The 22,368-nt window shown below is 42.8% G+C and carries 19 protein-coding genes; 9 read left to right on the top strand and 10 right to left on the bottom strand.

Going from position 1 to position 22,368, the window contains the following annotated elements:
* Positions 1 to 90 precede the first annotated feature (90 nt).
* The 3 genes from E1160_RS11355 to E1160_RS11345 are packed head-to-tail and all read right to left on the bottom strand — an operon-like array spanning position 91 to position 2,054.
* Positions 91 to 717, bottom strand: coding sequence for a hypothetical protein (locus tag E1160_RS11355; protein WP_155155278.1), 627 nt, complete (start codon positions 715 to 717; stop codon positions 91 to 93).
* 34 nt (positions 718 to 751) lie between these two features.
* Positions 752 to 994 carry a (Na+)-NQR maturation NqrM gene (nqrM, locus tag E1160_RS11350; RefSeq protein ID WP_155155277.1) on the bottom strand — a complete coding sequence of 81 codons (243 nt, stop codon included), beginning with the start codon at positions 992 to 994 and terminating at the stop codon, positions 752 to 754.
* Positions 995 to 1,007: 13 nt separating this feature from the next.
* A complete protein-coding gene (locus E1160_RS11345) occupies positions 1,008 to 2,054 on the bottom strand; it encodes an FAD:protein FMN transferase (RefSeq protein ID WP_218048859.1) in 1,047 nt (348 codons plus the stop codon).
* Between the two features lie 184 nt (positions 2,055 to 2,238).
* Between E1160_RS11345 and E1160_RS11340 the strand changes: the two genes are divergently transcribed.
* From E1160_RS11340 to nqrF, 6 genes are read left to right on the top strand one after another with little or no spacing between them, the layout of a single operon-like run.
* The gene (locus E1160_RS11340) at positions 2,239 to 3,582 is read left to right on the top strand and encodes a Na(+)-translocating NADH-quinone reductase subunit A (RefSeq protein WP_218048858.1); all 1,344 of its coding nucleotides are present in this window, start codon (positions 2,239 to 2,241) and stop codon (positions 3,580 to 3,582) included.
* 3 nt (positions 3,583 to 3,585) lie between these two features.
* Positions 3,586 to 4,785, top strand: coding sequence for an NADH:ubiquinone reductase (Na(+)-transporting) subunit B (locus E1160_RS11335; protein WP_218048857.1), 1,200 nt, complete (start codon positions 3,586 to 3,588; stop codon positions 4,783 to 4,785).
* Positions 4,778 to 5,584: a Na(+)-translocating NADH-quinone reductase subunit C gene (locus E1160_RS11330; RefSeq protein WP_155155275.1), complete on the top strand. Its 807-nt coding sequence runs from the start codon at positions 4,778 to 4,780 to the stop codon at positions 5,582 to 5,584. The genes E1160_RS11335 and E1160_RS11330 overlap by 8 nt, the downstream gene beginning before the upstream one ends.
* Complete coding sequence (locus E1160_RS11325; RefSeq protein ID WP_155155274.1) at positions 5,584 to 6,237, top strand: NADH:ubiquinone reductase (Na(+)-transporting) subunit D; 654 nt, start codon at positions 5,584 to 5,586, stop codon at positions 6,235 to 6,237. Before E1160_RS11330 ends, E1160_RS11325 begins: the two co-directional genes overlap by 1 nt.
* Before the next feature lies 1 nt (position 6,238).
* Positions 6,239 to 6,847 carry an NADH:ubiquinone reductase (Na(+)-transporting) subunit E gene (nqrE, locus tag E1160_RS11320; protein WP_155155273.1) on the top strand — a complete coding sequence of 203 codons (609 nt, stop codon included), beginning with the start codon at positions 6,239 to 6,241 and terminating at the stop codon, positions 6,845 to 6,847.
* Between the two features lie 11 nt (positions 6,848 to 6,858).
* On the top strand, positions 6,859 to 8,082 hold the full coding sequence (gene nqrF / locus E1160_RS11315) for an NADH:ubiquinone reductase (Na(+)-transporting) subunit F (RefSeq protein WP_155155272.1): 1,224 nt from the start codon (positions 6,859 to 6,861) through the stop codon (positions 8,080 to 8,082).
* Positions 8,083 to 8,151: 69 nt separating this feature from the next.
* On the opposite strand, the gene E1160_RS11310 is transcribed toward nqrF, so the two are convergent.
* Complete coding sequence (locus E1160_RS11310; RefSeq protein ID WP_218048856.1) at positions 8,152 to 9,762, bottom strand: hybrid sensor histidine kinase/response regulator; 1,611 nt, start codon at positions 9,760 to 9,762, stop codon at positions 8,152 to 8,154.
* A gap of 112 nt (positions 9,763 to 9,874) precedes the next feature.
* Positions 9,875 to 10,540: a TetR/AcrR family transcriptional regulator gene (locus E1160_RS11305; protein ID WP_155155270.1), complete on the bottom strand. Its 666-nt coding sequence runs from the start codon at positions 10,538 to 10,540 to the stop codon at positions 9,875 to 9,877.
* A 162-nt stretch (positions 10,541 to 10,702) separates the two neighbouring features.
* On the opposite strand from E1160_RS11305, the gene E1160_RS11300 reads away from it, so the two are divergent.
* The 3 genes from E1160_RS11300 to E1160_RS11290 are packed head-to-tail and all read left to right on the top strand — an operon-like array spanning position 10,703 to position 15,122.
* A complete protein-coding gene (locus tag E1160_RS11300) occupies positions 10,703 to 13,039 on the top strand; it encodes an efflux RND transporter permease subunit (protein WP_155155269.1) in 2,337 nt (778 codons plus the stop codon).
* Between the two features lie 23 nt (positions 13,040 to 13,062).
* Positions 13,063 to 13,881, top strand: a complete 819-nt coding sequence (locus tag E1160_RS11295) for an outer membrane lipoprotein-sorting protein (RefSeq protein ID WP_218048855.1) — start codon at positions 13,063 to 13,065, stop codon at positions 13,879 to 13,881.
* The gene (locus E1160_RS11290; RefSeq protein ID WP_218048854.1) at positions 13,881 to 15,122 is read left to right on the top strand and encodes a hypothetical protein; all 1,242 of its coding nucleotides are present in this window, start codon (positions 13,881 to 13,883) and stop codon (positions 15,120 to 15,122) included. Before E1160_RS11295 ends, E1160_RS11290 begins: the two co-directional genes overlap by 1 nt.
* A gap of 31 nt (positions 15,123 to 15,153) precedes the next feature.
* On the opposite strand, the gene E1160_RS11285 is transcribed toward E1160_RS11290, so the two are convergent.
* The 5 genes from E1160_RS11285 to E1160_RS11265 all read right to left on the bottom strand — a co-directional run.
* Positions 15,154 to 16,212, bottom strand: a complete 1,059-nt coding sequence (locus E1160_RS11285) for a siderophore-interacting protein (protein ID WP_155155267.1) — start codon at positions 16,210 to 16,212, stop codon at positions 15,154 to 15,156.
* Positions 16,212 to 18,260 (bottom strand): Fe(3+)-hydroxamate ABC transporter permease FhuB, encoded by a 2,049-nt coding sequence (gene fhuB, locus E1160_RS11280; protein WP_155155266.1) that lies wholly within the window; start codon positions 18,258 to 18,260, stop codon positions 16,212 to 16,214. Before fhuB ends, E1160_RS11285 begins: the two co-directional genes overlap by 1 nt.
* Entirely contained in the window at positions 18,257 to 19,174 is a 918-nt protein-coding gene (locus tag E1160_RS11275) for an ABC transporter substrate-binding protein (protein ID WP_218048853.1), read from the bottom strand. Before E1160_RS11275 ends, fhuB begins: the two co-directional genes overlap by 4 nt.
* Complete coding sequence (locus E1160_RS11270; protein WP_155155264.1) at positions 19,164 to 19,967, bottom strand: ABC transporter ATP-binding protein; 804 nt, start codon at positions 19,965 to 19,967, stop codon at positions 19,164 to 19,166. The genes E1160_RS11275 and E1160_RS11270 overlap by 11 nt, the downstream gene beginning before the upstream one ends.
* 7 nt (positions 19,968 to 19,974) lie before the next feature.
* Positions 19,975 to 22,368, bottom strand: a 2,394-nt coding sequence (locus E1160_RS11265) for a TonB-dependent siderophore receptor (protein WP_328597149.1), incomplete at its 5' end; no start/stop codon positions are given.

Genomic DNA, 22,368 nt, shown 5'->3' with positions numbered 1-22,368 from the left:
CAGTATATATTTATAGATAGCTTACAATCTTATCCAAGTACAGTCATCAGAATCGGGTGAGATAGAGTGTCGACAGTATCGAAAACGTGATTAGTTTTCATAAAAGGTTTCGCAATTTTTAGAACAGACATTTGTTCTAACGTGAAAAAGAAATTCAAAACTCTCATGGACACAAGATAAAGCCGTATCACGCCGCAAACTTATAGATTTCTTGTAATCTTTTGTTAGAGTATTATGACATAAAAGTGGCGTAAATCGCTCACTGGCACCCGGACCTAAGATATTATCAATATAGTTCTCATCTTCAAAAACTGCCCTAACTTCTGCAACAGATTTCAAAAATCCCGAAAACTTTTTTAAACACTTATTGTCATCAACTGGACTATTTGCTGTGCCAAAATAAACTAATGTAACCTCTTCAGATTCCACATCAACAATATCATTTTGTCCATTTAAAATAACGTAGCTCTTATCCGCTAGAACATACTCGTTAAATCGGTGAAGTCTTTTAAGATAAAATTCTTGGTTATCGGAACAAACAACAATTGTGCGTTTCGGCTTTATTTTACCAAAAAACTCTCTCTTGATAATTGTGCCGTCAGAAGCTTTGTATTCATCTGCCGCGATAGATGAGATCGTTGTTAGTCCGAAAAAAAAGATACAGGAAACAAATGAAATACCATTACGAGTGAAATTGTTTTTATTTTTCCAACACATACTTCATCTCGCTCACTTGCACTGTTCAGTAGCGTCAGGCCTTCGCTTGTTCGGCGCGTTTACGGGCAATTTCTTTACCGCGTGGGCAAAGTAAGCGTTCGCGCAAAGGGCTGTCTGGATCAATCTCTTTGCTGCATACCAGACATTTATCCGCATCAGCGATGGCGTTGAGGCCACCACAGCTGCCTTTGATAGTTTTGCCCTGAAAGATCACACCAAGAGCCATGCCAACGATTACGATTAACAGTAATCCAAAAGCGAGAAAGAAGGTTTCCATAGATAACTTATCCTTATTCCTTAACTTGCAAAGCGGTAAAGCGATTGCTTGGTGTTGTGATGAACTTAGTATGGGTTGTCTGAGCATCTCTTTCAATGAATAAAACAGCCATATCAAGCTGATTTGCGATTTTTAAGCCACGTTCACGACCCAAAACCAACATCGCGGTTGCCCATCCATCAGCCAACATGGCGTTTTCCGCCAAGACAGTCACAGACGCCGTTCTATGAGTGATAGGGCGGCCTGTCTGCGCATCCAGAATATGAGAATAACGTTGACCATCTTTCTCAAAATAATTTCGATAATCACCAGATGTTGCCATGCCTAGATTGGATAAATCGACCACTTGATGGGTAGAACGATCCAACGCATTTGGTGTTTCGACCCCGATTTTCCAAGGTTGTCCTTGCGGGTTTTTACCTGCTGTATAGAGATCACCGCCAATTTCCACCATATAATCTTTGATACCAAGCTCTGCCAGTTTACGTGCCAACACATCAACACCATATCCTTTGCCAATGGCAGATAGATAAATGCTTGTATCTGGTAAATGCTTTTGTAAGGTTTGATCCGTAATGGATAGATTTTGGCTTTGATTTGAGATTTTCAAAGCTTCTGCAATTTCCAAATCAGTGGGTGTTTGCAATTCACGATCTTTCGCTCCAAAGCCCCAAAGGTCAATCAAAGGACCTAGTGTCACATCAAATTGTCCTTCACTGGCCACATGGATTTCCTGTGCGGCTTGCATCACTTCTGCCAACATTGGTGAAACAGAGATAGTTTCAGTAGAGGGTGATTTGTTAAAGCGAGAGATTTCAGAATTTGGGTCCCAGTTTGAAAGGTGATCATTTACCTTTTTCAATTCTGTCTCAATTGAGTCGCGTATATCTGCTTCGGTAAGCGTTCCAGATTTATCAATGGCGATAATCGAATAACTTGTCCCCATCGCAGGGCCTGTCAGTTTTAGAACCTTCGGTTCAGCCTGACATCCGGCAATCGCAATTGCAGCAGCAGATAAAAGTAGAAAATTTCGACGTGTAATTAGGGTGTTATCCGGCACTGGGAACCTCCAAGCCATAAATGAAATTTGTCATAAAGGTCTATGGGATCAATTTATTGGGGCTGCTTATGGTCGAGAATAGGGACGGATACAACAAAAAAATTCGCATTCTCACAAAAAATCCTTTGAAGAGATTGGATATTTATCGCATAAGAGCAAAAAAATTATATAGGACTGCTAAACCGTGCAGAATTTTTCGCTAACTAAAGGTCTAGATCTTCCGGTGCTAGGTGCACCGTCACAGGAAATCGATGACGCAGTATCCGTTGGCTCTGCGGCCATTCTGGGTGCTGATTATGTCGGCCTTAAACCGCGCCTTGCGGTTAAGGAAGGGGACACAGTCGGTGTAGGTTCCCCAATTTTATCCCATAAAGATACCCCTGATGTTTTGGTAACATCCCCCGTGTCCGGTCGCGTACGCGCTGTGAATCGTGGTGAGCGTCGTGTATTGATCAGTGTGGTAATTGATATTGATGAAAAAGCGGCAGAGCCCGTTAATTTCTCTGATATCGGAGATGCATCCACCGCTGATGGGCTAAGCGCGCGTCTTTGTGCTTCTGGTCTATGGACTTCTTTCCGCACAAGACCATATTCCAAAGTACCTGCATCGGACGAACGTCCGGCAGCGATCTTTGTGACGGCGACGGATAGTGAGCCTTTGGCAGCTGATCCCACACCGATTATTGCAGATCAAGCTGCGGCATTCCGCAAAGGTTTAGAAGCAATTACAGTTCTAACCGAAGGCACAACATACTTGTGTCAGCCATCAGGTGCAGATATCCCGGGTGCTGATATTAAAGGTGTTGTTGCTGCTGGTTTCTCTGGCCCGCATCCATCTGGTTTGGCCGGAACACATATTCATTTCTTGGAACCCCCTGTTGGCGATAAATCTGTATGGACTATTGGTTATGCGGATGTGATTGCCATTGGTAAGTTACTGGAGACAGGTTTCTATGATCCAAGTCGCGTAATTGCCTTGACCGGGCCACAATGTGCGAAGCCACGTTTGGTTCGTACCATTGCAGGTGCATCTATGATGGACTTGGTCGAAAAAGACCTGCCAAGTGATCTTCCGGTTCGCATGATTTCCGGCTCTATTCTGAGTGGTCGTGCTGGTGAGGGTGCTTCTGCTTATCTAGGGCGTTATGCACGTCAGATTACAGTGATTGAAGAAGATCAAAAGCAAATACCGATGGGTTGGATTCGTCCAATGGCATCCAAATTTGCCATTCAACCGGTTCTTGGTTCCGCTTTTTCAAGAAAGCTATATGCACTGACATCCAATTTAAATGGTGGTCGTCGTGCGATGGTGCCAACAGGTACGTTTGAACGTTTGATGCCACAAGATTTTTTGCCGACACAATTGTTACGTTCCTTGCTGGTGATGGATACAGATCAGGCGCAAGCGCTGGGTGCGTTGGAACTTGATGAAGAGGATTTAGGTCTGGTTGGCTTTGCTTGTCCTGCTAAATACGAATATGGCCTCGCGCTTCGCGATTGCCTCACCAAGATTGAGAAAGAGGGTTAAGCCGTGGGTCTTCGTAACTTTTTCGATCGTATCGAGCCGCAATTCCTAAAGGGCGGTAAATACGAGAAATTCTTCCCTGTTTATGAAATGGTGGAGAGTTTCCTATACACACCAAAGACAGTGACAACTGTGGCACCGCATGCGCGTTCTTATGTAGATATGAAACGTATTATGACCTATGTGGTGATTGCAACAATTCCTGCGATCCTGTTTGGTCTTTATAATGTGGGCTATCAAGTAAATACAGCCTATCAAACTTTTGAGCCATCTGGATGGCGTGCTGGTTTGATTGATTTGTTGGGGATCGGTTTTAACCCGGCAAATCCGGTTGGTAATATCCTGCATGGCCTTACCTATTTCTTACCAATTTATCTGACAACGTTGATTGTCGGTGGTATTTTTGAGGTAATCTTTGCCACAGTTCGTGGTCATGAAGTGAATGAAGGTTTCCTTGTAACTTCCATGCTTTATGCGCTGATCATGCCGCCAAGCGCGCCATTATGGCAAGTTGCTTTGGGTATCGCTTTTGGTGTTGTGATTGGTAAAGAGGTTTTCGGTGGTACTGGTAAAAACTTCTTGAACCCCGCTTTGACAGGCCGTGCTTTCTTGTATTTCGCCTATCCTGCGCAAATGTCAGGTGACACAATCTGGACACCAGTTGATGGTTTCTCTGGTGCCACAGCCCTTTCTGTTGGTGCATCTAACGGCTTTGAAGAATTAGGTGCTTACGGCATCGATTGGATGAGCGCTTTTCTTGGCACAATCCAAGGGTCTATCGGTGAAACATCTGCCTTGGCATGTTTCATTGGCTTAGGTTTCTTGTTGATTACCAAGATTGCGAACTGGCGCCTGATTGTTGGTTGTTTAGGGGGCATGATCGGTTTCTCTCTACTGCTAAACTTTATCGGGTCTGAAACCAATCCAATGTTTGCAATGCCTTGGTATTGGCATCTGGTAACAGGTGGTTATGCCTTTGGTTTGGCGTTTATGGTGACGGAGCCTGTTTCTGCAAGTCATACAAATGCAGGTCGTTACATTTATGGGGCGTTAATCGGATTCATGGTGGTGATGATCCGTGTGATCAACCCAGCCTTCCCAGAAGGCATGATGCTGGCGATTTTGTTCGGTAACGTCTTTGCACCATTGATCGATTACTTCGTTGTCCAGGCCAATATTAAACGGAGGGCTAAACGCAATGCATGAGCATAATGAAAATAAAGGGCTTCTGCGTCGTTTCTTGGATTTGCCTGCGGATTCTGTACCAAAGACTGTCTTTGTTGCGGTTACAATCTGTCTGGTAGCTTCCATGGTGGTATCCGCCGTTGCTGTATATTTGCGTCCTATCCAAGAAGTAAACAAACTTAAGGATAAGCAAACAAACATCCTTCAGGTGGCCGGCCTTTATGAAGAAGGGTCAGATGTGGTTGAAGCCTTTAAAGTGTTTGAACCGCATGTTTTGGAAATTGAAACTGGTAAATTCACGGATCAGTTTGACGCAGCCACATTTGATGATCGCGCTGCTGCTGATGATCCAGCGACTTCTGTTGCGTTGACGGATGATCCTGCTTCCATTGGTCGCCAGTCCAAATTTGTGACTGTTTATCTACTTCGTAATGAAGATGGTAGCTTGGACAAAGTGATCCTGCCGATCCATGGTTATGGTCTTTGGTCTACGCTTTATGGTTTCATTGCGTTGGAAGAGAACGGCAATGATATCTATGGTCTGCAATTCTACAGCCATGGTGAAACACCGGGCCTAGGTGCGGAAGTCGACAATCCACGTTGGAAAGCCTTGTGGAATGGCAAGAAATTGCATGACGAAGACGGTGTTCTTCAGATCACAGTGGCAAAAGCAGCACCAGCTGCGGGTCAGGATTTCTATGTAGACGCTTTGGCGGGTGCGACTTTGACCTCTAATGGTGTTGATAATCTGGTACGTTTCTGGATGGGTGAGGCGGGTTATGCGCCGTTCTTGTCCTACCTTAAAGAAGGAGACCTATAATGTCTCAGTCTAGTAAAGATTTAATTCTTGATCCTATGGTGGATAACAACCCGATTACCTTGCAGGTATTGGGTATCTGTTCTGCCTTGGCGGTAACATCGTCTCTACAAGTATCTTTGGTTATGGCGATTGCGGTGACTTTGGTGACTGGCTTCTCCTCCATGTTTATTTCCATGATCCGTAATCATATTCCGGGGTCTATTCGGATTATCGTACAGATGGTGATTATTGCGTCTTTGGTGATCATGGTTGATCAGATTTTGAAAGCTTATGCTTATGAAATCTCAAAAACCTTATCCGTATTTGTGGGCTTGATTATTACAAACTGTATTGTAATGGGACGTGCCGAAGCATTTGCTATGAAAAACCCACCTGTTGCTTCCTTCATTGATGGTGTTGGTAACGGGTTAGGATATGGTTTGATCTTGATGTTGGTTGGTTTTGTCCGTGAATTATTCGGGGCGGGTTCCCTTTTCGGTGTGACCATTCTTGAAACAGTGAATAACGGTGGCTGGTATGTACCAAATGGTATGTTGTTATTACCACCATCTGCTTTCTTCGTGATCGGTTTGATCATTTGGGCGTTCCGTACATGGAAAAAAGATCAGGTTGAAGAACGTGAATATAAAATTCAAGCGGTAGAGGAACACTAAGATGGAAGAGCTTCTCTCATTAGCCGTAAAGGCGGTCTTTGTTGAAAACCTCGCGCTGTCATTCTTCTTGGGTATGTGTACCTTCATCGCTGTATCTAAAAAGATCGCAACGGCGATTGGTTTGGGAATTTCTGTGATGATCGTGCAGGCATTAACCGTACCTGTGAACAATTTAATTCTGACTTACTTGTTGGCACCGGGTGCCTTGGCATGGGCAGGATTTGAAAATGTTGATCTGACCTTCTTGGGTCTGATTTCCTATATCGGTGTGATCGCGGCCTTGGTTCAGATCTTGGAAATGGTTTTGGATAAGTATTTCCCACCCCTATACAATGCCTTAGGTGTGTTCCTTCCATTGATCACGGTGAACTGTGCGATTATGGGTGGTTCATTGTTCATGGTTGAGCGTGACTATAACTTTGCGGAAGCTGCGACATATGGTGTGTCTTCCGGTTTTGGTTGGGCTTTGGCGATTGTGGCCATGGCGGGTGTACGTGAGAAACTGAAATATTCTGATATTCCTGATGGCCTGCAAGGTCTGGGAATTACCTTTATCACCGCAGGATTGATGGCAATGGCCTTCATGTCCTTTAGCGGCGTGAAATTGTAAGGGAGGCGAGAATGGCAACTTTTGGATTAGGCATTCTGCTTTTCACCTTGATCGTACTGGCTTTGGTAACGATCATTTTGGCGGCGCGTTCGCGTCTGGTGTCTACAGGTAATGTGAATATTACAATTAACGGCGAAAAAACTGTTTCAGTCCCAGCTGGCGGTAAATTGTTGCAAACGCTGGCCGAACAAAAATTATTTGTTCCTTCTGCTTGTGGTGGTGGTGGTACTTGTGCGCAATGTCGTGTGAAGGTACATGCAGGCGGCGGGTCTATCCTGCCAACTGAGGAAAGCCATATCACCAAGCGTGAAGCCTCTTGCGGGGATCGTTTATCTTGTCAGGTTGCAGTCAAGCAAGACATGGATATCGAAGTACCGGAAGAAGTCTTCGGTGTGAAGAAATGGGAATGTACCGTACGTTCCAATGAAAACGTGGCGACCTTTATTAAAGCTTTGATTTTGGACTTGCCGGAAGGTGAGGATGTGAATTTCCGTGCGGGTGGTTATATTCAGATCGAAGCACCTGCCCATAAACTGTCTTATAAAGATTTCGATGTTGAAGAAGAATATCGGGAAGATTGGGACAAGTTTAATTTGTGGCAATTTGAATCTGTTGTTGATGAGCCAGTTGAGCGTGCATATTCGATGGCCAACTACCCTGAGGAAAAGGGTATGATCATGTTGAATGTTCGTGTGGCCTCTCCTCCTCCGGGGACACAAGGGATTCCTCCGGGCAAGATGTCATCCTACATCTTTAACCTGAAACCCGGTGATAAAGTGACAATTTCCGGCCCGTTTGGTGAGTTCTTTGCTCGTGAAACAGAAAAAGAAATGGTCTTTATTGGTGGTGGTGCTGGTATGGCGCCAATGCGTAGTCATATCTTTGACCAATTGAAACGTTTGAAGAATAAGGATCGTAAGATCACTTTCTGGTATGGCGCGCGTTCTAAACGTGAAATGTTCTTCGTTGAAGATTTCGATGAATTGGCAAAAGAATTCCCGAATTTCACATGGCATGTTGCGCTGTCTGATGCGCTGCCAGAAGATAATTGGGACGGGTATACAGGTTTTATTCATAATGTACTTTATGAAGAATATCTGAAGAACCATGAAGCACCAGAGGATTGTGAATATTACATGTGTGGTCCTCCAATCATGAACTCTTCAGTAATCAATATGCTCCTTGATATGGGCGTTGATCGCGACGATATCATGCTTGATGACTTCGGTGGTTAAGATAGAAATAAAAAGGCCTGAGAATTTTCTCAGGCCTTTTGTCTATTAGACTTACTTAATCTCTCTAACTCAGCTTTTATGGTTTAGAACCATATTCAGTTTATCAAGTGATAACGGTTTGGTGAGATAAAGATGTTGACTGTCATTGTTGATATCATCATCAGCACTCAAAAATACGATTTTCTGATCAGGTTTAAATGTTTCAATTTGTTTGGCCGCTTCATTACCACTTAACTGAGGCATGTGAACGTCCATCAATATGATGTCGTAATCATTCTCTCTGACAAGAGAGACTGCCTGAGAACCATCAGATGCTTCGTCACATTTTGCACCAAGTTTTTGCACTATATGGCGTGCAATATCTCGATTAATTTTTATATCATCTACGATTAAAATTTTCAGACTATCAATTGCTTTGGTTTGACTATCTGTCTCTTGTTGAGGAGGGGGGGCTGAGTTTGGTATTGGCAGTAGAATTTTAAATCTAGAACCTTCTGAAACCTTACTTTCAGAACTTAATCTACCATCGAGTAATTCCACCAGTGTTTTGGAAATTGCCAATCCAAGACCTGTTCCACCATACTCCCGTGTAATTGATGAGTCGGTTTGTTCAAAAGGTTTAAAAAGCTTCTCTTGTTGTTCAGATGTCATACCACAACCTGTATCGGAAACAGTTATTTCAATGCTTGGTAAACCATCCAGATATTCTCTAGTCTGAGAAATCTCTAATTTTATCTTACCTTCGCTGGTGAATTTAATCGCATTACTTAATAGATTGTTGATGACTTGGCTGAGACGTAATTCGTCGATAAATAAAGTGTCCGGCAGGTCTTCTTGCAATTCTAGAATGAAATCCAAGCCTTTATCTATCGCAATTAATTGCCAAGGCTTTGAGACAGCGCGTGCAAATTTATCCAATTGTAAATTGTTGTGATGAATCTTAATTTTGCCAGCTTCTAATTTTGCAAAATCTAACACGTCGTTCAATAAACTTTGCAGGATCTGCGATGATGAATGGATACCATCAACAATCTCTCTTGCTTCGTCGTGTAATTCGAAATCCGATAAGGCCTCAGATAGGCCAATAACACCAGTTAAGGGTGTTCTAATCTCATGACTCAACATGGAAAGAAATCTTGAACGCGCTTTTTCTGCAATTTCCAGCTCTCTATTTACTTTTTTAAGGTTCTTGTTTTTTATTCTTAGCTCTAATTCGCTAACTACGATACTGGCGAGTAGTTCTAATTGCTTTGCATCTGTATTCTGGAATTCTGGATGTGGCTTGCTATCAATTATGCATAAAGTACCAATATTATATCCGTCAGGTGTTTTCAGCGGAGCACCAGCATAGAAACGTATATTGGGATCCCCTGTGACAAGCGGATTTTCTGCAAATCTAGAATCTGTAGAAGCATTCTGGACAATAAATGTGTCGTCATTCTTTATCGCATGATGGCAAAAAGCGATCTCTCGCGGTGTTTCCTCTGCATCAATCCCAACGCGGCTTTTGAACCATTGTCTTTCTGAATCGACCAGAGAAATAAGAGCAATTGGAGATTGATAAAAGGAAGAAGCAAGCTCTGTTAATCGATCAAATGCTTGCTCATGCGGGGTGTCTAGCACCTGATATTTATGCAAGGCATTGAGACGGTTCTGTTCAGTTGAGTTTTCCGACGCCATGATTCCTGTCTGCCTGAAAATACGTTTTCCCCACATATTATATTAGATATAATTCATGTAAAGAGGTTTGTTTTATGGTGAAAAAACTTCCTATGGTTGTGGCTGAAGGTTATCAAAAGGAGAGGAATAGGGATGTTACTTTATCTACATGAGTGCTGATTTCTTCTTCGCTAGGCGATTTTCCACCAAACATACATTGCAAATGTGTCGGCCCCAAAAGAGAAGAAATAAAAGATTTTGCCGCAATACATGTATCCTTAAACTTCGTTTCGCCGGTTCCATTGGTATGTTCAAAATAAGCAGTGAGCATATTTTGCGTCATAACAGGGCCTTGATTGTAGAAACTTTCGCCGATCTCCGGGAATTTATCCGCTTGTCCAATCATGATGCGTAACATTGCCAGAACTTCTGGATCATAAATATATGTAAGAAAAGTGTTACCAAAAATGGTTAAGGTTTCTTCGGCAGATTTATCCTTTGGAAGGAGGTCGCATGCGTCCATTTCGGTTTCATCAATGATGTCGCCTCTTTTACTGGTGCAAAGATCATTCATGATACTGGCAAAGAGATTTTCTTTGGATTGGTAATGGCTATAAACGGTCCGTTTGGACACACCCGCTTCTGCAGCGATCATATCCATGCTGGCTATATCAAAACCTTTTTCTAAAAAAACTTTCTTGGCTGCATTAATAATTTGCAACTGTTTTTCTTCAGATCTTGTTAACGTTTTCAATGCGTTAGTACCAAACGCCATCATCGGACACTCAACTTTTGCCACGAATACCTCCAAAAAAACTGCACCGTGTAGTTTACTTTTGATTTATTCTGTAATACTACACTGTGTAGTTTACTTCTTTTGGATTACAAAATCAATCTGTACAAAGAAGAAACATACATTTTTTCAAGGGAATTAGTTAGCCACTCGCTGAAAGGGATGGAGATGAGTAAACTAATTAATAGTTTGACGCTTGGCTTTGCTAAAGGCGTTGTAAAGTGGCGCTGGCTGGTATTGCTATTCAGCGTTGTTGCAGTTTTAGCGCTTGCATCAGGCGGGCGTTTTTTGGCATTCACAAGTGACTATCGTGTGTTTTTTGGTGAGGATAACCCTCAGCTTCAAGCCTATGATGGTTTACAAGATATTTATACAAAGACTGATAACGTTCTTTTAGTTATTAAACCAAATGAAGGTACTGTTTTCACCAATAAATGGCTTCAGGTAATCCAACAGGTTACCGAAGATTCTTGGCAGGTACCTTATTCAATTCGTGTGGATTCTTTATCCAATTTCCAACATACAATCGCTGAAGAAGATGATTTGATTGTCGCGGATCTGGTAGAAGAAGCTGGCGGTTTAACAAATGCACAATTGAAAGAAATTGAAGCTGTTGCACAAAGAGAACCAGTTCTTGCTCGCCGCTTGATTTCCGAAGATAGCAAAACAACAGGGATTAATATTACTCTGCAATTACCAGAGGATGATCAAATCGCCTTAACCGAAGCAGTTGAATATGCAGAAGGTATGGCGGCAAGTATTGAGAAGCAATATCCAGAATTGGAAGTTGCTGTAACTGGTCGTGCACCATTAAGTAACTCCTTCCCACGTGCGTCTCAAAAAGATATGGGATCTTTAATCCCGATTATGTTTGGCATTATAGTTTTGGCACTGGTTGGTTTCTTACGCTCTATTTCTGGTACAATCGTTACCCTGATGGTGATTATCCTGTCGGTGATGTCTGCAATGGGTTTTGCAGGGCATACAGGCGTGAAATTAACACCACCTTCTGCGATGGCACCTATTATAATTCTGACCATTGCGATTGCCGATTGTGTACATATTTTAATTACGATGTTGCATGAAATGCGCATGGGTCGCACTAAACATGAAGCGATTGTTGAAAGTCTTCGTGTTAATACGCAGCCTGTACTCCTGACAAGCTTCACAACCGTCATTGGTTTCCTAAGTTTGAATTTCTCAGACTCTCCGCCATTTGGTGATTTGGGTAATATTGCAGCTGCAGGTGTTGTTGCGGCTTGGGTATTGTCTATGACATTCTTGCCAGCAGTTGCGGCGATTATTCCTTTCCGTGTGAAAGAGGTGAAGGATGATGCATCTGGTTTTATGAGCAAATTCGCGGAATTCGTGCTGGTTCATCGCACTAAATTATTGGTGGGTATGACAGCTGTTGTCGTGATTATGATTGCACAAATCCCACGTATTGAACTGGATGATAGATTTGTCGAGTATTTCGATCATTCTATCCCATTCCGCGTGGATAGTGATTTTGCACGTGAAAATCTGACAGGTATTTATGATTTGGAGTTTTCTGTTGGGGCTGTTGATTCTGGTGGTATTTCTGATCCAGAATATTTGGCAAAATTGGAAGAATTCACATTATGGTTACGCGATCAACCAGGCGTGGTTCACGTAAATGTATTTACAGACGTTATGAAGCGTTTGAACAAGTCCATGCATGGTGATGACGAAAGTTACTATAAAGTGCCAGAAGGCCGCGAATTGGCCGCACAATATCTGCTGCTTTATGAAATGTCTTTGCCATATGGTTTGGATTTGAACAGTCAGATTAATGTAGATAAATCTGCAACTCGTGTTTCTGTAACATTGGATAACGTAAGTAGTGAAAATATTCGTAGCCTTGCAGTAAAAGGTAGTGAATGGTTGAAGCTAAATGCGCCTGAATATATGTATGCAGATGGGTCCGGTGCATCGGTTATGTTTGCTCATATTGCAGACCGTAATATCAAATCCATGTTAATCGGTACGGCACTTGCCTTTGTGTTGATTTCGATCTCTATGGTTGTTGCATTGGGTAGTTTGCGTATTGGTTTGATCAGTTTGATCCCAAATATGTTACCTGCGGCCATGGCATTTGGCCTATGGGGTGTGTTTGTGGGACAAGTTGGTTTGGCAGTATCTGTTATTGCCGCAACCAGCCTTGGGTTGATCGTAGATGCATCTGTACATTTCCTCAGTAAGTATGTACGTGCACGCCGTGAACGCGGTGAGTCCCCTGAGGATGCGGTTCGCTATAGTTTTAAAACTGTTGGTATGGCGCTTTGGGTAACCACAGCCGTACTAATGATGGGCTTTGGCGTGTTGTTCTTCTCTTCCTTCAGCTTGAATGCGGATATGGGATTGTTGACGGCGATTACGATTGCGATTGCTTTGGCTGTTGATTTCTTATTGTTGCCTCCGTTATTACTTTTGTTAGGTGGCAAGAAACCAATGACTAATGCTGTGCCGCAAGCGGCTGACTAATGAATTTTGTTAAGGAAAAGAAAATGAAAAGTTTTAAAAAACTAGGTTTCTCTTTCGCTGCGTTGGGCCTTTTGGCCCTCGCATCCCCGTTGTTGTCTTCAACTGCTATTGCGCAAACCGATGAAGAAAAAGGGTTGGAAATTGCAACAGAATGGGACAAACGCGACCATGGTTTTGGTGACTCACAAGCCACAATGCAAATGGTGTTGGTCAATCGCCATGGTGAAGAATCTAAACGTGAAATGCGCCAAAAGGTTCTTGAGGTTCCAGGATTGGATATCGGTGATAAAAGCCTGACAATCTTTGACAAGCCACGTGATGTGAAAGGTACAGCTTTTCTAAGCTTTGCCAAGATTCTGGATCCGGATGATCAGTGGTTATATTTACCAGCATTAAAACGTGTGAAACGTATTTCTTCTAAAAACAAATCTGGTCCTTTCGTTGGGTCTGAATTTGCGTTTGAAGATTTATCCGCAAATGAATTGAAGAAATATACCTATAAATATCTACGTGATGAAAAATGCGGTGATTTGGAATGTTTCGTGGTTGAACAATACCCAACCTATGAAAACTCCGGTTATACAAAGACAATTGTCTGGTATGACAAAGATGAGTATCGTCAACAAAAGACGGAGTTCTATGACCGCAAGAAAACATTGTTGAAAACTCTGGTATATTCAGATTTCAAACAATATTTAGGCAAGCATTGGCGTGCGCATAAGATGGATATGGAGAACCATCAAACAGGAAAGAAAACACATCTGGTTTTCACAGAGTTTGAATTTCAAACGGGCCTTAAAGATGGTGACTTCAACAAGAATAGCTTGAAAAGAGCACGCTAATGTCAAAGAAACTGGCAAAATCACTGCTTTTGACCAGCTGCATGGCCACCCTTTCCTTGGGTGGCCTAAGCCAGTCTGTAGTCGCAGATGATGATACCTATTTTGAATTTTCCGGTTTTGTCGCAGCAGATTTACGGGTATTTCCTAATGATGCCATTCAGACAGGACAAGAAGATCAAACACTAAATAGTTCCATAGTTTTACAACCTGAAATGTTGTACGAATGGAATGATGGGGACGACCGTATTGAGTTTAATCCGTTCGCGCGTCTTGATAGTCATGATGATGAGCGCAGCCATTGGGATATCCGGGAACTGAACTATCTTCATATTAATGATGGCTGGGATGTGGTTGTTGGTGCCGATAAAGTGTTTTGGGGGGTAACAGAATCCCGCCACTTGGTTGACATTATTAACCAAACCGATGCCGTTGAAGATGTGGATGGCGAGGATAAGCTCGGACAACCAATGATCAATCTTGGAGTTCAACAGGATTGGGGAAATATCAACGCATTTGTTTTACCTTATTTTCGCGAAAGAACATTTGCCGGTGTTGATGGGCGCTTACGTGGTAGTTTAGTTGTTGATACGGATCAGGCAGTTTATGAATCTTCCCGTGAAGAAAAACATGTAGATTACGCATTGCGTTATTCTCATGTTGTCGGTGATTGGGATTTAGGCGCTGCTTATTTCCGTGGTACCAGTCGTGATCCACGCCTTGTCGCGGGCACGGATGGCTCTGGTAATACTGTTTTAATACCGCATTATGATCTGATTGATCGTGCAAGTATTGATGTTCAAGCAACCATCGAAGAATGGCTTTGGAAGCTGGAAGCGATTTATGAAAATGCGGATAACTATGACTCTTTTGCCGCGATGACTGCAGGTTTTGAATATTCCTTTTTTGGTGCGATTGATGATGTAGGCGATATCGGTATTTTACTTGAATATCATTATGATGGTCGTAATGATCTGGCACCTGCAACTATGTTTGATGATGATATTTTCGTCGGAACACGTTTGACGTTAAATGATGAGGATGACACCAGTTTCCTAGGCGGTGTTATTTACGACCCTTCTTCAAAAGCGACTTCTTTTAGTGTTGAAGCTGAGACGAGATTATCGGATTTCTGGTCCATCGAACTAGAAGGACGCATGTATCAGAATATTGGGAAAGAAGAGCTTTTATATAGCTCACGCGATGATGATCATATTCAACTTAGGTTAACTCGTTATTTCTAAGAAAAAGGCTTCGATTTACGAAGCCTTTTTACTAAGTATTTGAAGTAGAAAGCCAATAAGCTGAGCTGTAATATTGTTTGGATGATAATCCTAATTCATGTTTGAAATATTTTCGAAGATCGGCTGCGGTTTCAGATTCTCCGCCGAACCAGAAATATGCTGATTGATTTTCAGGCATACCTAAGGCTTTAATAGTGTCGATCATGTTTCCTTTAGAATGATCAAGCCATTGGATGTTGATACCGTCTGGTTTGTTCAATTGGATTGTCCATTTTTCTACATCTTTAAGGGAGATGATCGCCTCTCCTGTGGTATCTTTTGGACAATTTTCCAAGATACGCGCAATGGCGGGAAGGGCTGTTTCGTCACCAGCAAGCATAAGCCAATTTGCTTCTGGGTAATGACCGCCGGAAGGCCCCAAAATGCCAATCTTATCACCAATAGACACATTTTCTGCCCAATCAGACGCGATGCCGCCAGCATGCCTTAGGACATCAAAATCAAACTCATTTTGTTCCACACGAATTTGGCGGATGGTATAAACACGTCGATCTAGGCCTTGTTCATTTCCATTATTGGCGATGGGGTAATGAATTTTGCCAGATGTTTTTTTTGTAGGCCATATGGCAGGAAGTTTTTCATTCGAAGGAATGAGTAGCTGAAAATGCAGCCCATTCTCAGCATAAGAAGCCAAATGGTTCCCCTTTACCGTAAGACGGATCATATTAGGATCAATCAATTTTTTCTCAATGATCTCAACCAGACGGAAATTGCTAGGGTAGCCTGTGTCAGATTCATATCCCTGCCATTGAAGAATTTCTTCAGGTATATTGGGGTAATGTTCCAATATATGCTCAATGATAAAATTCTTTAAGATTTCTAAGCCGTTTTCATTTGTGCCAATAATTTTAATGGACCAGCCATCGTTAGTGACTTCAATACTTAAATCACCATAGTCGGTATCATATCGCACAAGATTTTCGTGATATTCTGCCGGGATTACCTCATGCGCCTTTAGTGCTTCAACTTGCGCTTTTAGTGTTTCTATTGGGTGAGGAAGCGGAAGTTTTAAAATAGAATTATAGTCCATTATGAATTTGCCTTTGATTTTAATCCAAAGAAAGAGCGGCTTGATTCTAGAAAACCTTCTTCTGTGCCACGTCGTGACATCAAGATAAGTAACAATGGAGTTCCAACGAGTGCGGATAAAATACCTGCAGGTATCTCATAAGGATGATTGGCAACACGTCCGATCCAGTCCGCAAATATCATTAAGGTGCCACCACCGATGCAAGCTACAAAAAATTGTGGGACAGATTTTTTGAAGCCTAATCCCGAGGCAATATGAGGTGCCATTAGTCCAATAAAACTAAACGGCCCGACGATGATTGTTGCACCTGCTGTCAGCAGGGATGCTAAACCAAACATTAGTAATCTTAACTGTTTTACTTTGAGACCAAGAGAGCCTGCGATTGGACCACCTAATTGCATTAAATTCATAGCACGACCAGCCATAAAGACAGGCGTTGCGAGTATCAGTGCAACAGTTAAACAAGTGAGGGCAGATGTCATACTTGCCCCGTAAGTGGAACCCGCCATCCATTGTAAAAGTTGGATAGATCGAATGTCACCAGTGGCAGCAAGTGCACCAACAAATGCATCTAGCATCGCCCCTAAAGAAATCCCGACGAGTACCATACGTTCTGGCTGAAAGCCGTTTTTCCTGCCTAAGCCGAATAAGAGAAGCATAAAGATAAAGGCCCCACAACTGGCACTGACCATAAAGGAAAGATAGCTACTGGAGGCAAATACAAAGAGGCCAATGCAAATACCGATCATGGCACCTGCATTAATGCCTAAGACTTCTGGACTGGCCATTTCATTATTACTCAAGCGTTGTAGTAGACTACCTGCAAGTGCCAGCATGACACCGGCCCCAAAGGCGGATAAAACGCGTGGCAAACGCCATTCTTGAATAAAGGCCCAGTCGTTGAACCAGATAAAATTCCAATCTGCCGAAGGTGTTCTTCCGATTGTGAGCGCAATGAATAGAATGGCGCCAAGAATAGAAAATAGGGTTACAATATAGATCGTAGATAACTGGCGTTGATATGAGTTGAAGTTGCGATCTTGCACATTTTCGACAGCCATTTTTAAACGCGGAATTAGTAAGAGCAGAAGCGGAGAACCAAATAAGGCTGTAACAGCACCTGTGGGTACAAACTCTTTCAAACTACCAGCAAGATATTGGATAACACTATCTGTAAACCATAAAATCAACGCACCAAAGATTGCCGACCAGATTAGATGGCTTACAGTGCGTCTTGCACCTGATAATCTTGCTATTGTTGGGGCGATAAGGCCAATAAACCCGATAACGCCGACATTACTTGTGACCACTGCGGATAAAGCAATGGCTACAAGGACACAAAGGACACGCAAGATATTTGGATCAAGACCAAGTGATTTGGCACTTGAATCTCCTATCACTAAAAGGCCCATTGGTCGGGCCAGAAAGATTAAAATCACACTTAGAATAGCGACCTGGGGTAAAAGGTTAGTGACCAAAGACCAGTCTTGTTGGGAGAGGGAGCCAGCCCCCCAAATGAAAAGACTAATCAGATATCGATCATTTAAAAGAATAAGTAATGTCGCCAAGGCGCCGCAATAAAGGCTTGTCATTAAACCTGCAAGGACCATTGAAACAGGCGAAAATCCACGTCGCATGACAAAACCAAATACAACACAGGCAGATAGTAATCCCCCGAAAAGCGCAATAGGTTGTCTACCATGCTCTAATAAAGATGGTGCAAATAAGGTCGCGAGTATCAAGGCAAGATGAGCGCCAGCTGAGACCCCCATTGTGGTAGGTGATGCAAGCGGATTACGTAAGACCTGTTGAAGTATTGCGCCTGCAACGGCCAATGCAGCACCACATATAAGTGCTGTTACCAAACGCGGTAGGCTAGAATAAATCAGCACCATTTGGCGTGTGTCATATTCTTGAAGCGATAAATCAAGGCGCGCTAAATCATATCCCATAAGTAAATAGGTTAAGCCAGCTGCTGCTAAAAAAATTGGTAATGCAATAAGAGGGCTCAAGTTTCTGGAAAAGGAGTTTTGGGCAAGAGATGTCATTTGTATTTTGCCTCTAAATGGCCAAGGACGATATCAATAAAGCGTTCAATAGACGGCAGCATGCCAAACATCAAAACTGCAGGAAGAATAGTCATCCGGTTTTGCTTCACAACGGGTAAATCTTTCCAGAGCGGGCTATTCGCAAGCGTTGGTCGGATATCCTCAACGACAGGCTCAAACACAATGAGATCCATGTCGCCTTGAGAACTAATGGCGAGGTCTTCTAAGCCAATAGTTCGAAACCCCCAATAATTAGTCTCGCCTTTCCAACCATTTTCCAGACCGATAAAATCTATTACATTCTGGTAAAGACTATTTGTGCCAAATACCCTCACATGGCGGGCATCCATAAAATTGACCATCGTTATAGGTGGAAGTGAAAGCTTGTCGACAAGTTGTCTTGCTGCATCTAATTTTGCTTTAACTTTGGCAATATAGGCAGCCCCTTTTTCTGGGGCGCCGATTATGTCTGCAATACGCTGGGTTTCAATGAAGGAACGATCCATAGGTTGCGTTCCTTCTTGATAAACAGAAATAATTTCAACATCTGTTATTCGTCGCAGCGCGTCCTGATGGGCCATTGTGTAGGGAGTTAAAAACACTAAATCAGGTTGTAAAGCAGCAATGACCTCTTTGTTTACAACTAAGTCATGGCCAATATCAGCGACCGTGTCCGGTAGAGCTGGTTCTTGTACCCAACGATCCCAATGATCTGCAGAGGCAATTCCGACGGGAAAATTTCCTAAGGCGATTAGTGTTGTTGCGACGCCGTAATCAAGGGAGATGATCCTTGGAGAAGGGGAGGCGGCTCTTGATTTATGTCCAGTCAGCACGAATGGCGCAAGTGGTACGGATGAAACACAGGCTATTTTTTTTAATAAATCACGTCTGACATTAAAGTTATTAATCGACAAGGGCGACTCTCCCTTTTCCCGAAGGGTGATCAATGACTTTCATATTCATGTTAAATATTGTTTTTAACAAATCTGGATCCATTAAATCTTCAGATACATGATCTGCTATTAACTCGCCTTCGCGTAAGGCGATAATGCGATCGCAAAAACGCGCGGCTATATTGATGTCATGTAAGACCATTACAACTGATAGATTTTGCTGTTGGCTAAGGTCTTTGATCAATCCCATAACATCCATTTGATGGGAGATATCTAAGGCAGAAATAGGTTCGTCAAGAAGTAAGCAGGAAGTGTTTTGCGCAATGAGCATGGCTAACCATGCGCGCTGTCTTTCGCCACCTGATAAATTGTTGACCATACGATCTTGCATATGGGTGATGTTGGTTAAAGTTAAGGCGTCATCAATATAAGAATTGTCCTCATCACTTACCCCCCTAAACGCGCCATGCCACGGATAACGACCATGAGATACAAGTTCTCTGACAGTTAAATTGGGGACTGTGGGAATATCTTGTGGAAGATAAGCAACATGGCGTGAGAATTCTTTCGTGGACCAATTATCCAGAGATCGACCATTTAGTAAGATGTCTCCGGCAGTCGCAGTTAGTTGTTTAGCCAAGATTTTTAATAAGGTGGATTTGCCTGATCCATTATGTCCAACTAGACCATAAACTAGGCCGGTATCCAATCTAAGGTCTAAAGGTTTTAGGATTTCACGAGTACCAGCCGCGAAAGAAATTTCGCGGCTGGCAAAAAGGGATTTTTCACCCATATTGTTTATAAGCTCAGTCATAATAATACTAGAAGCGATAGCGCATACTTGCCATCATATTCATACCTTCATCGCGATAGCAGTAACCGGCTTTACAGATTTCACGAGTTTGATCGAATAAGTTTGTAACGTTTAGCTGTACCTTCATCCCTTCCATTTCCTTGTTTGCTTCACCAAGATCGTAGTGTATGGCAGCATCTACAAAGTAGCGGGAGCTATTCTCAAATGTATTGGTATCGTTTCCAAAACTTTCCCCAAAATACCGAATGCCAGCACCTGCACCGAAACCACGAAGCGCAGTTTTTTGGAAGGTGTAGTCATTGTAGAGTGAGAAAGTATGTTCAGGTACACCGGAAACTTGTTTGCCAGATGTGCCTTGTGCCCCATTTTGGATTTCAGTGTCTGTATAGGCATAAGATGCATTCACACTCCAGCCTTCAACCAAGCTTGCAACAGCTTCAATCTCAATGCCTTGAGAGCGCATATCTTGTTGCACTTGTCGGTTGATACCAGAAGCAGAATCAAAGACTACGCCATCTTCTTGGTCGATATGGAATAATGAAGTTGTTATGATTGCATTACGATCAGGGAACTCATATTTTAAACCAACTTCAATTTGCTCTCCGGTCGTAGGGCTAGCAGCAGTACCATCGATTAGAGTGCCTGTATTTGGTGTGAAAGAAGTAGAGTAGTTTGTGAATGGAACAAAGCCGCTTTCAAAAACATAAGAGAGACCGAGCTGATGAGAGAACTCTGAATCGTCCTGTTTTGTCTCGGCGGTTGAATTATGAGTGATAGAGTCCAACCGATCATAACGACCACCCAAAGTGAAGCGCCAATCGTTTAATTCCATCTGGTCATGCATATAAACGCCAACCTGTTCTTGTTTTTGACGTTCCTTAGTTGCGTTCGTCATGTCGACGGTGGAGCCGGATGCTGGTATTGCTGCGAAGCGCACAAGGTCTTGAGCATAGCGAGATTTTCCGTAATCTAATCCGCTTGTGACTGTATGGCGAATTTCACCAGTTGCAATTTTGGAAACTAAATGGGTATCCGCAACTAAAGCATGCTGTGTTTCAAGAGCACGGCCAGCTGCACGCGCTAAAGTACCAGAATTATCATACCAATATGCATATTCTAGATCGATATCGATGTCCGTATATCGAACATTTTGACGCAGGGTAAACATATCGTTGAAGCGGTGTTCTAATTCATATCCGAGGCGATATTGGCGCTGATTAAAGTCATTGTAACCATCTTCACCACCATAGAGATCTGTAATCCGTCCGTTTTCGTTGTAATAAGCGGCTGTACCCCCTGTTAGGGATTTCATATATTCTGATAATAACGTAACTTTTGTATCATCTGTGATTTCGAAACTGATGGTTGGTGCAATATAGTCACGATCATCTGCGTAATCGGTAAGTTCTGTATCTGCATCGCGGGTTAATCCAGTGACACGGAATTTAACTTCACCTTCTTCAGTTAGACTGTCAGAAACATCAAAGCTGGCTTGGGCCCTATTGTGATTACCTACTAAGAACTCAACTTCCCGCAATGGATCTTCGGTTGGACGTTTTGTAACTTGGTTTGCAAGACCACCGGAGGAGCTAGCACCATAAAGCGCAGAAGAAGGTCCTTTAAGAATCTCAATACCCTCCAAACCGTAAGGTTCAGATTTATAAAGGGCAGATGATCCACCATATTGACGTAACCCATCACGGAATACGGCGTTATACGCACCATCGAAGCCTCGAATGAAAAAAGCATCATAACGTGTATCGAAACCATAGGAGCTGTTATTGACGCCGGGTACATAGGCCATAGCTTCATTGATTGTACGTGGCGCCCGCTCGTCCAGTTGTCCTTCTGTCACAACAGAGATGTTTTGAGGTACTTCGACTAATGGTGTGTCTTTCTTTGTGCCGATCGTACTCACCAAGGCCACATAACCATCCTGAATCAGTGTATCATCACTTTCGGCCTGAACCATAACGGGTGTTGTAATTGTGACGCTTGCATCATCAGAATTGAGTGTCTCATCAATAATAATGCTGCCGTTTGAGCTAATGCGATAATTTAAACCTGTACCCGCGAGAAGTTCAGCAAGTGCACTTTCTTTGGACATCACACCGATGACACCTTTTGTACGATGGCCCGCTACGCGATCACTATCAACGGAAACTTGAATACCCGATTGTTGTCCAAATTTTACCAATGCATCTGCGAGAGATTGCTCTTCGATACTGAAACGGATTTGTTCAGTTGCCTGTGCGGTTTGTACAATAACTTTTATGTCTTCAGCATTCGCAGCTTGGATTAGGGTTGAGGTAGACACCAAGGCCGTCGTCATTACCATAGCCATTCGAAGACTACGGCTATTAATGGGGAATTGTGCGGATTTCATATTTTTTACTCGCAA

The sequence above is a fragment of the Curvivirga aplysinae genome (genome assembly GCF_009711445.1).
Classification (GTDB): Bacteria; Pseudomonadota; Alphaproteobacteria; order UBA8366; family Aestuariispiraceae; genus Curvivirga; species Curvivirga aplysinae.
Note: the sequence above shows the minus strand (reverse complement) of the source record. Positions and strands in the feature narration are given on the sequence as shown.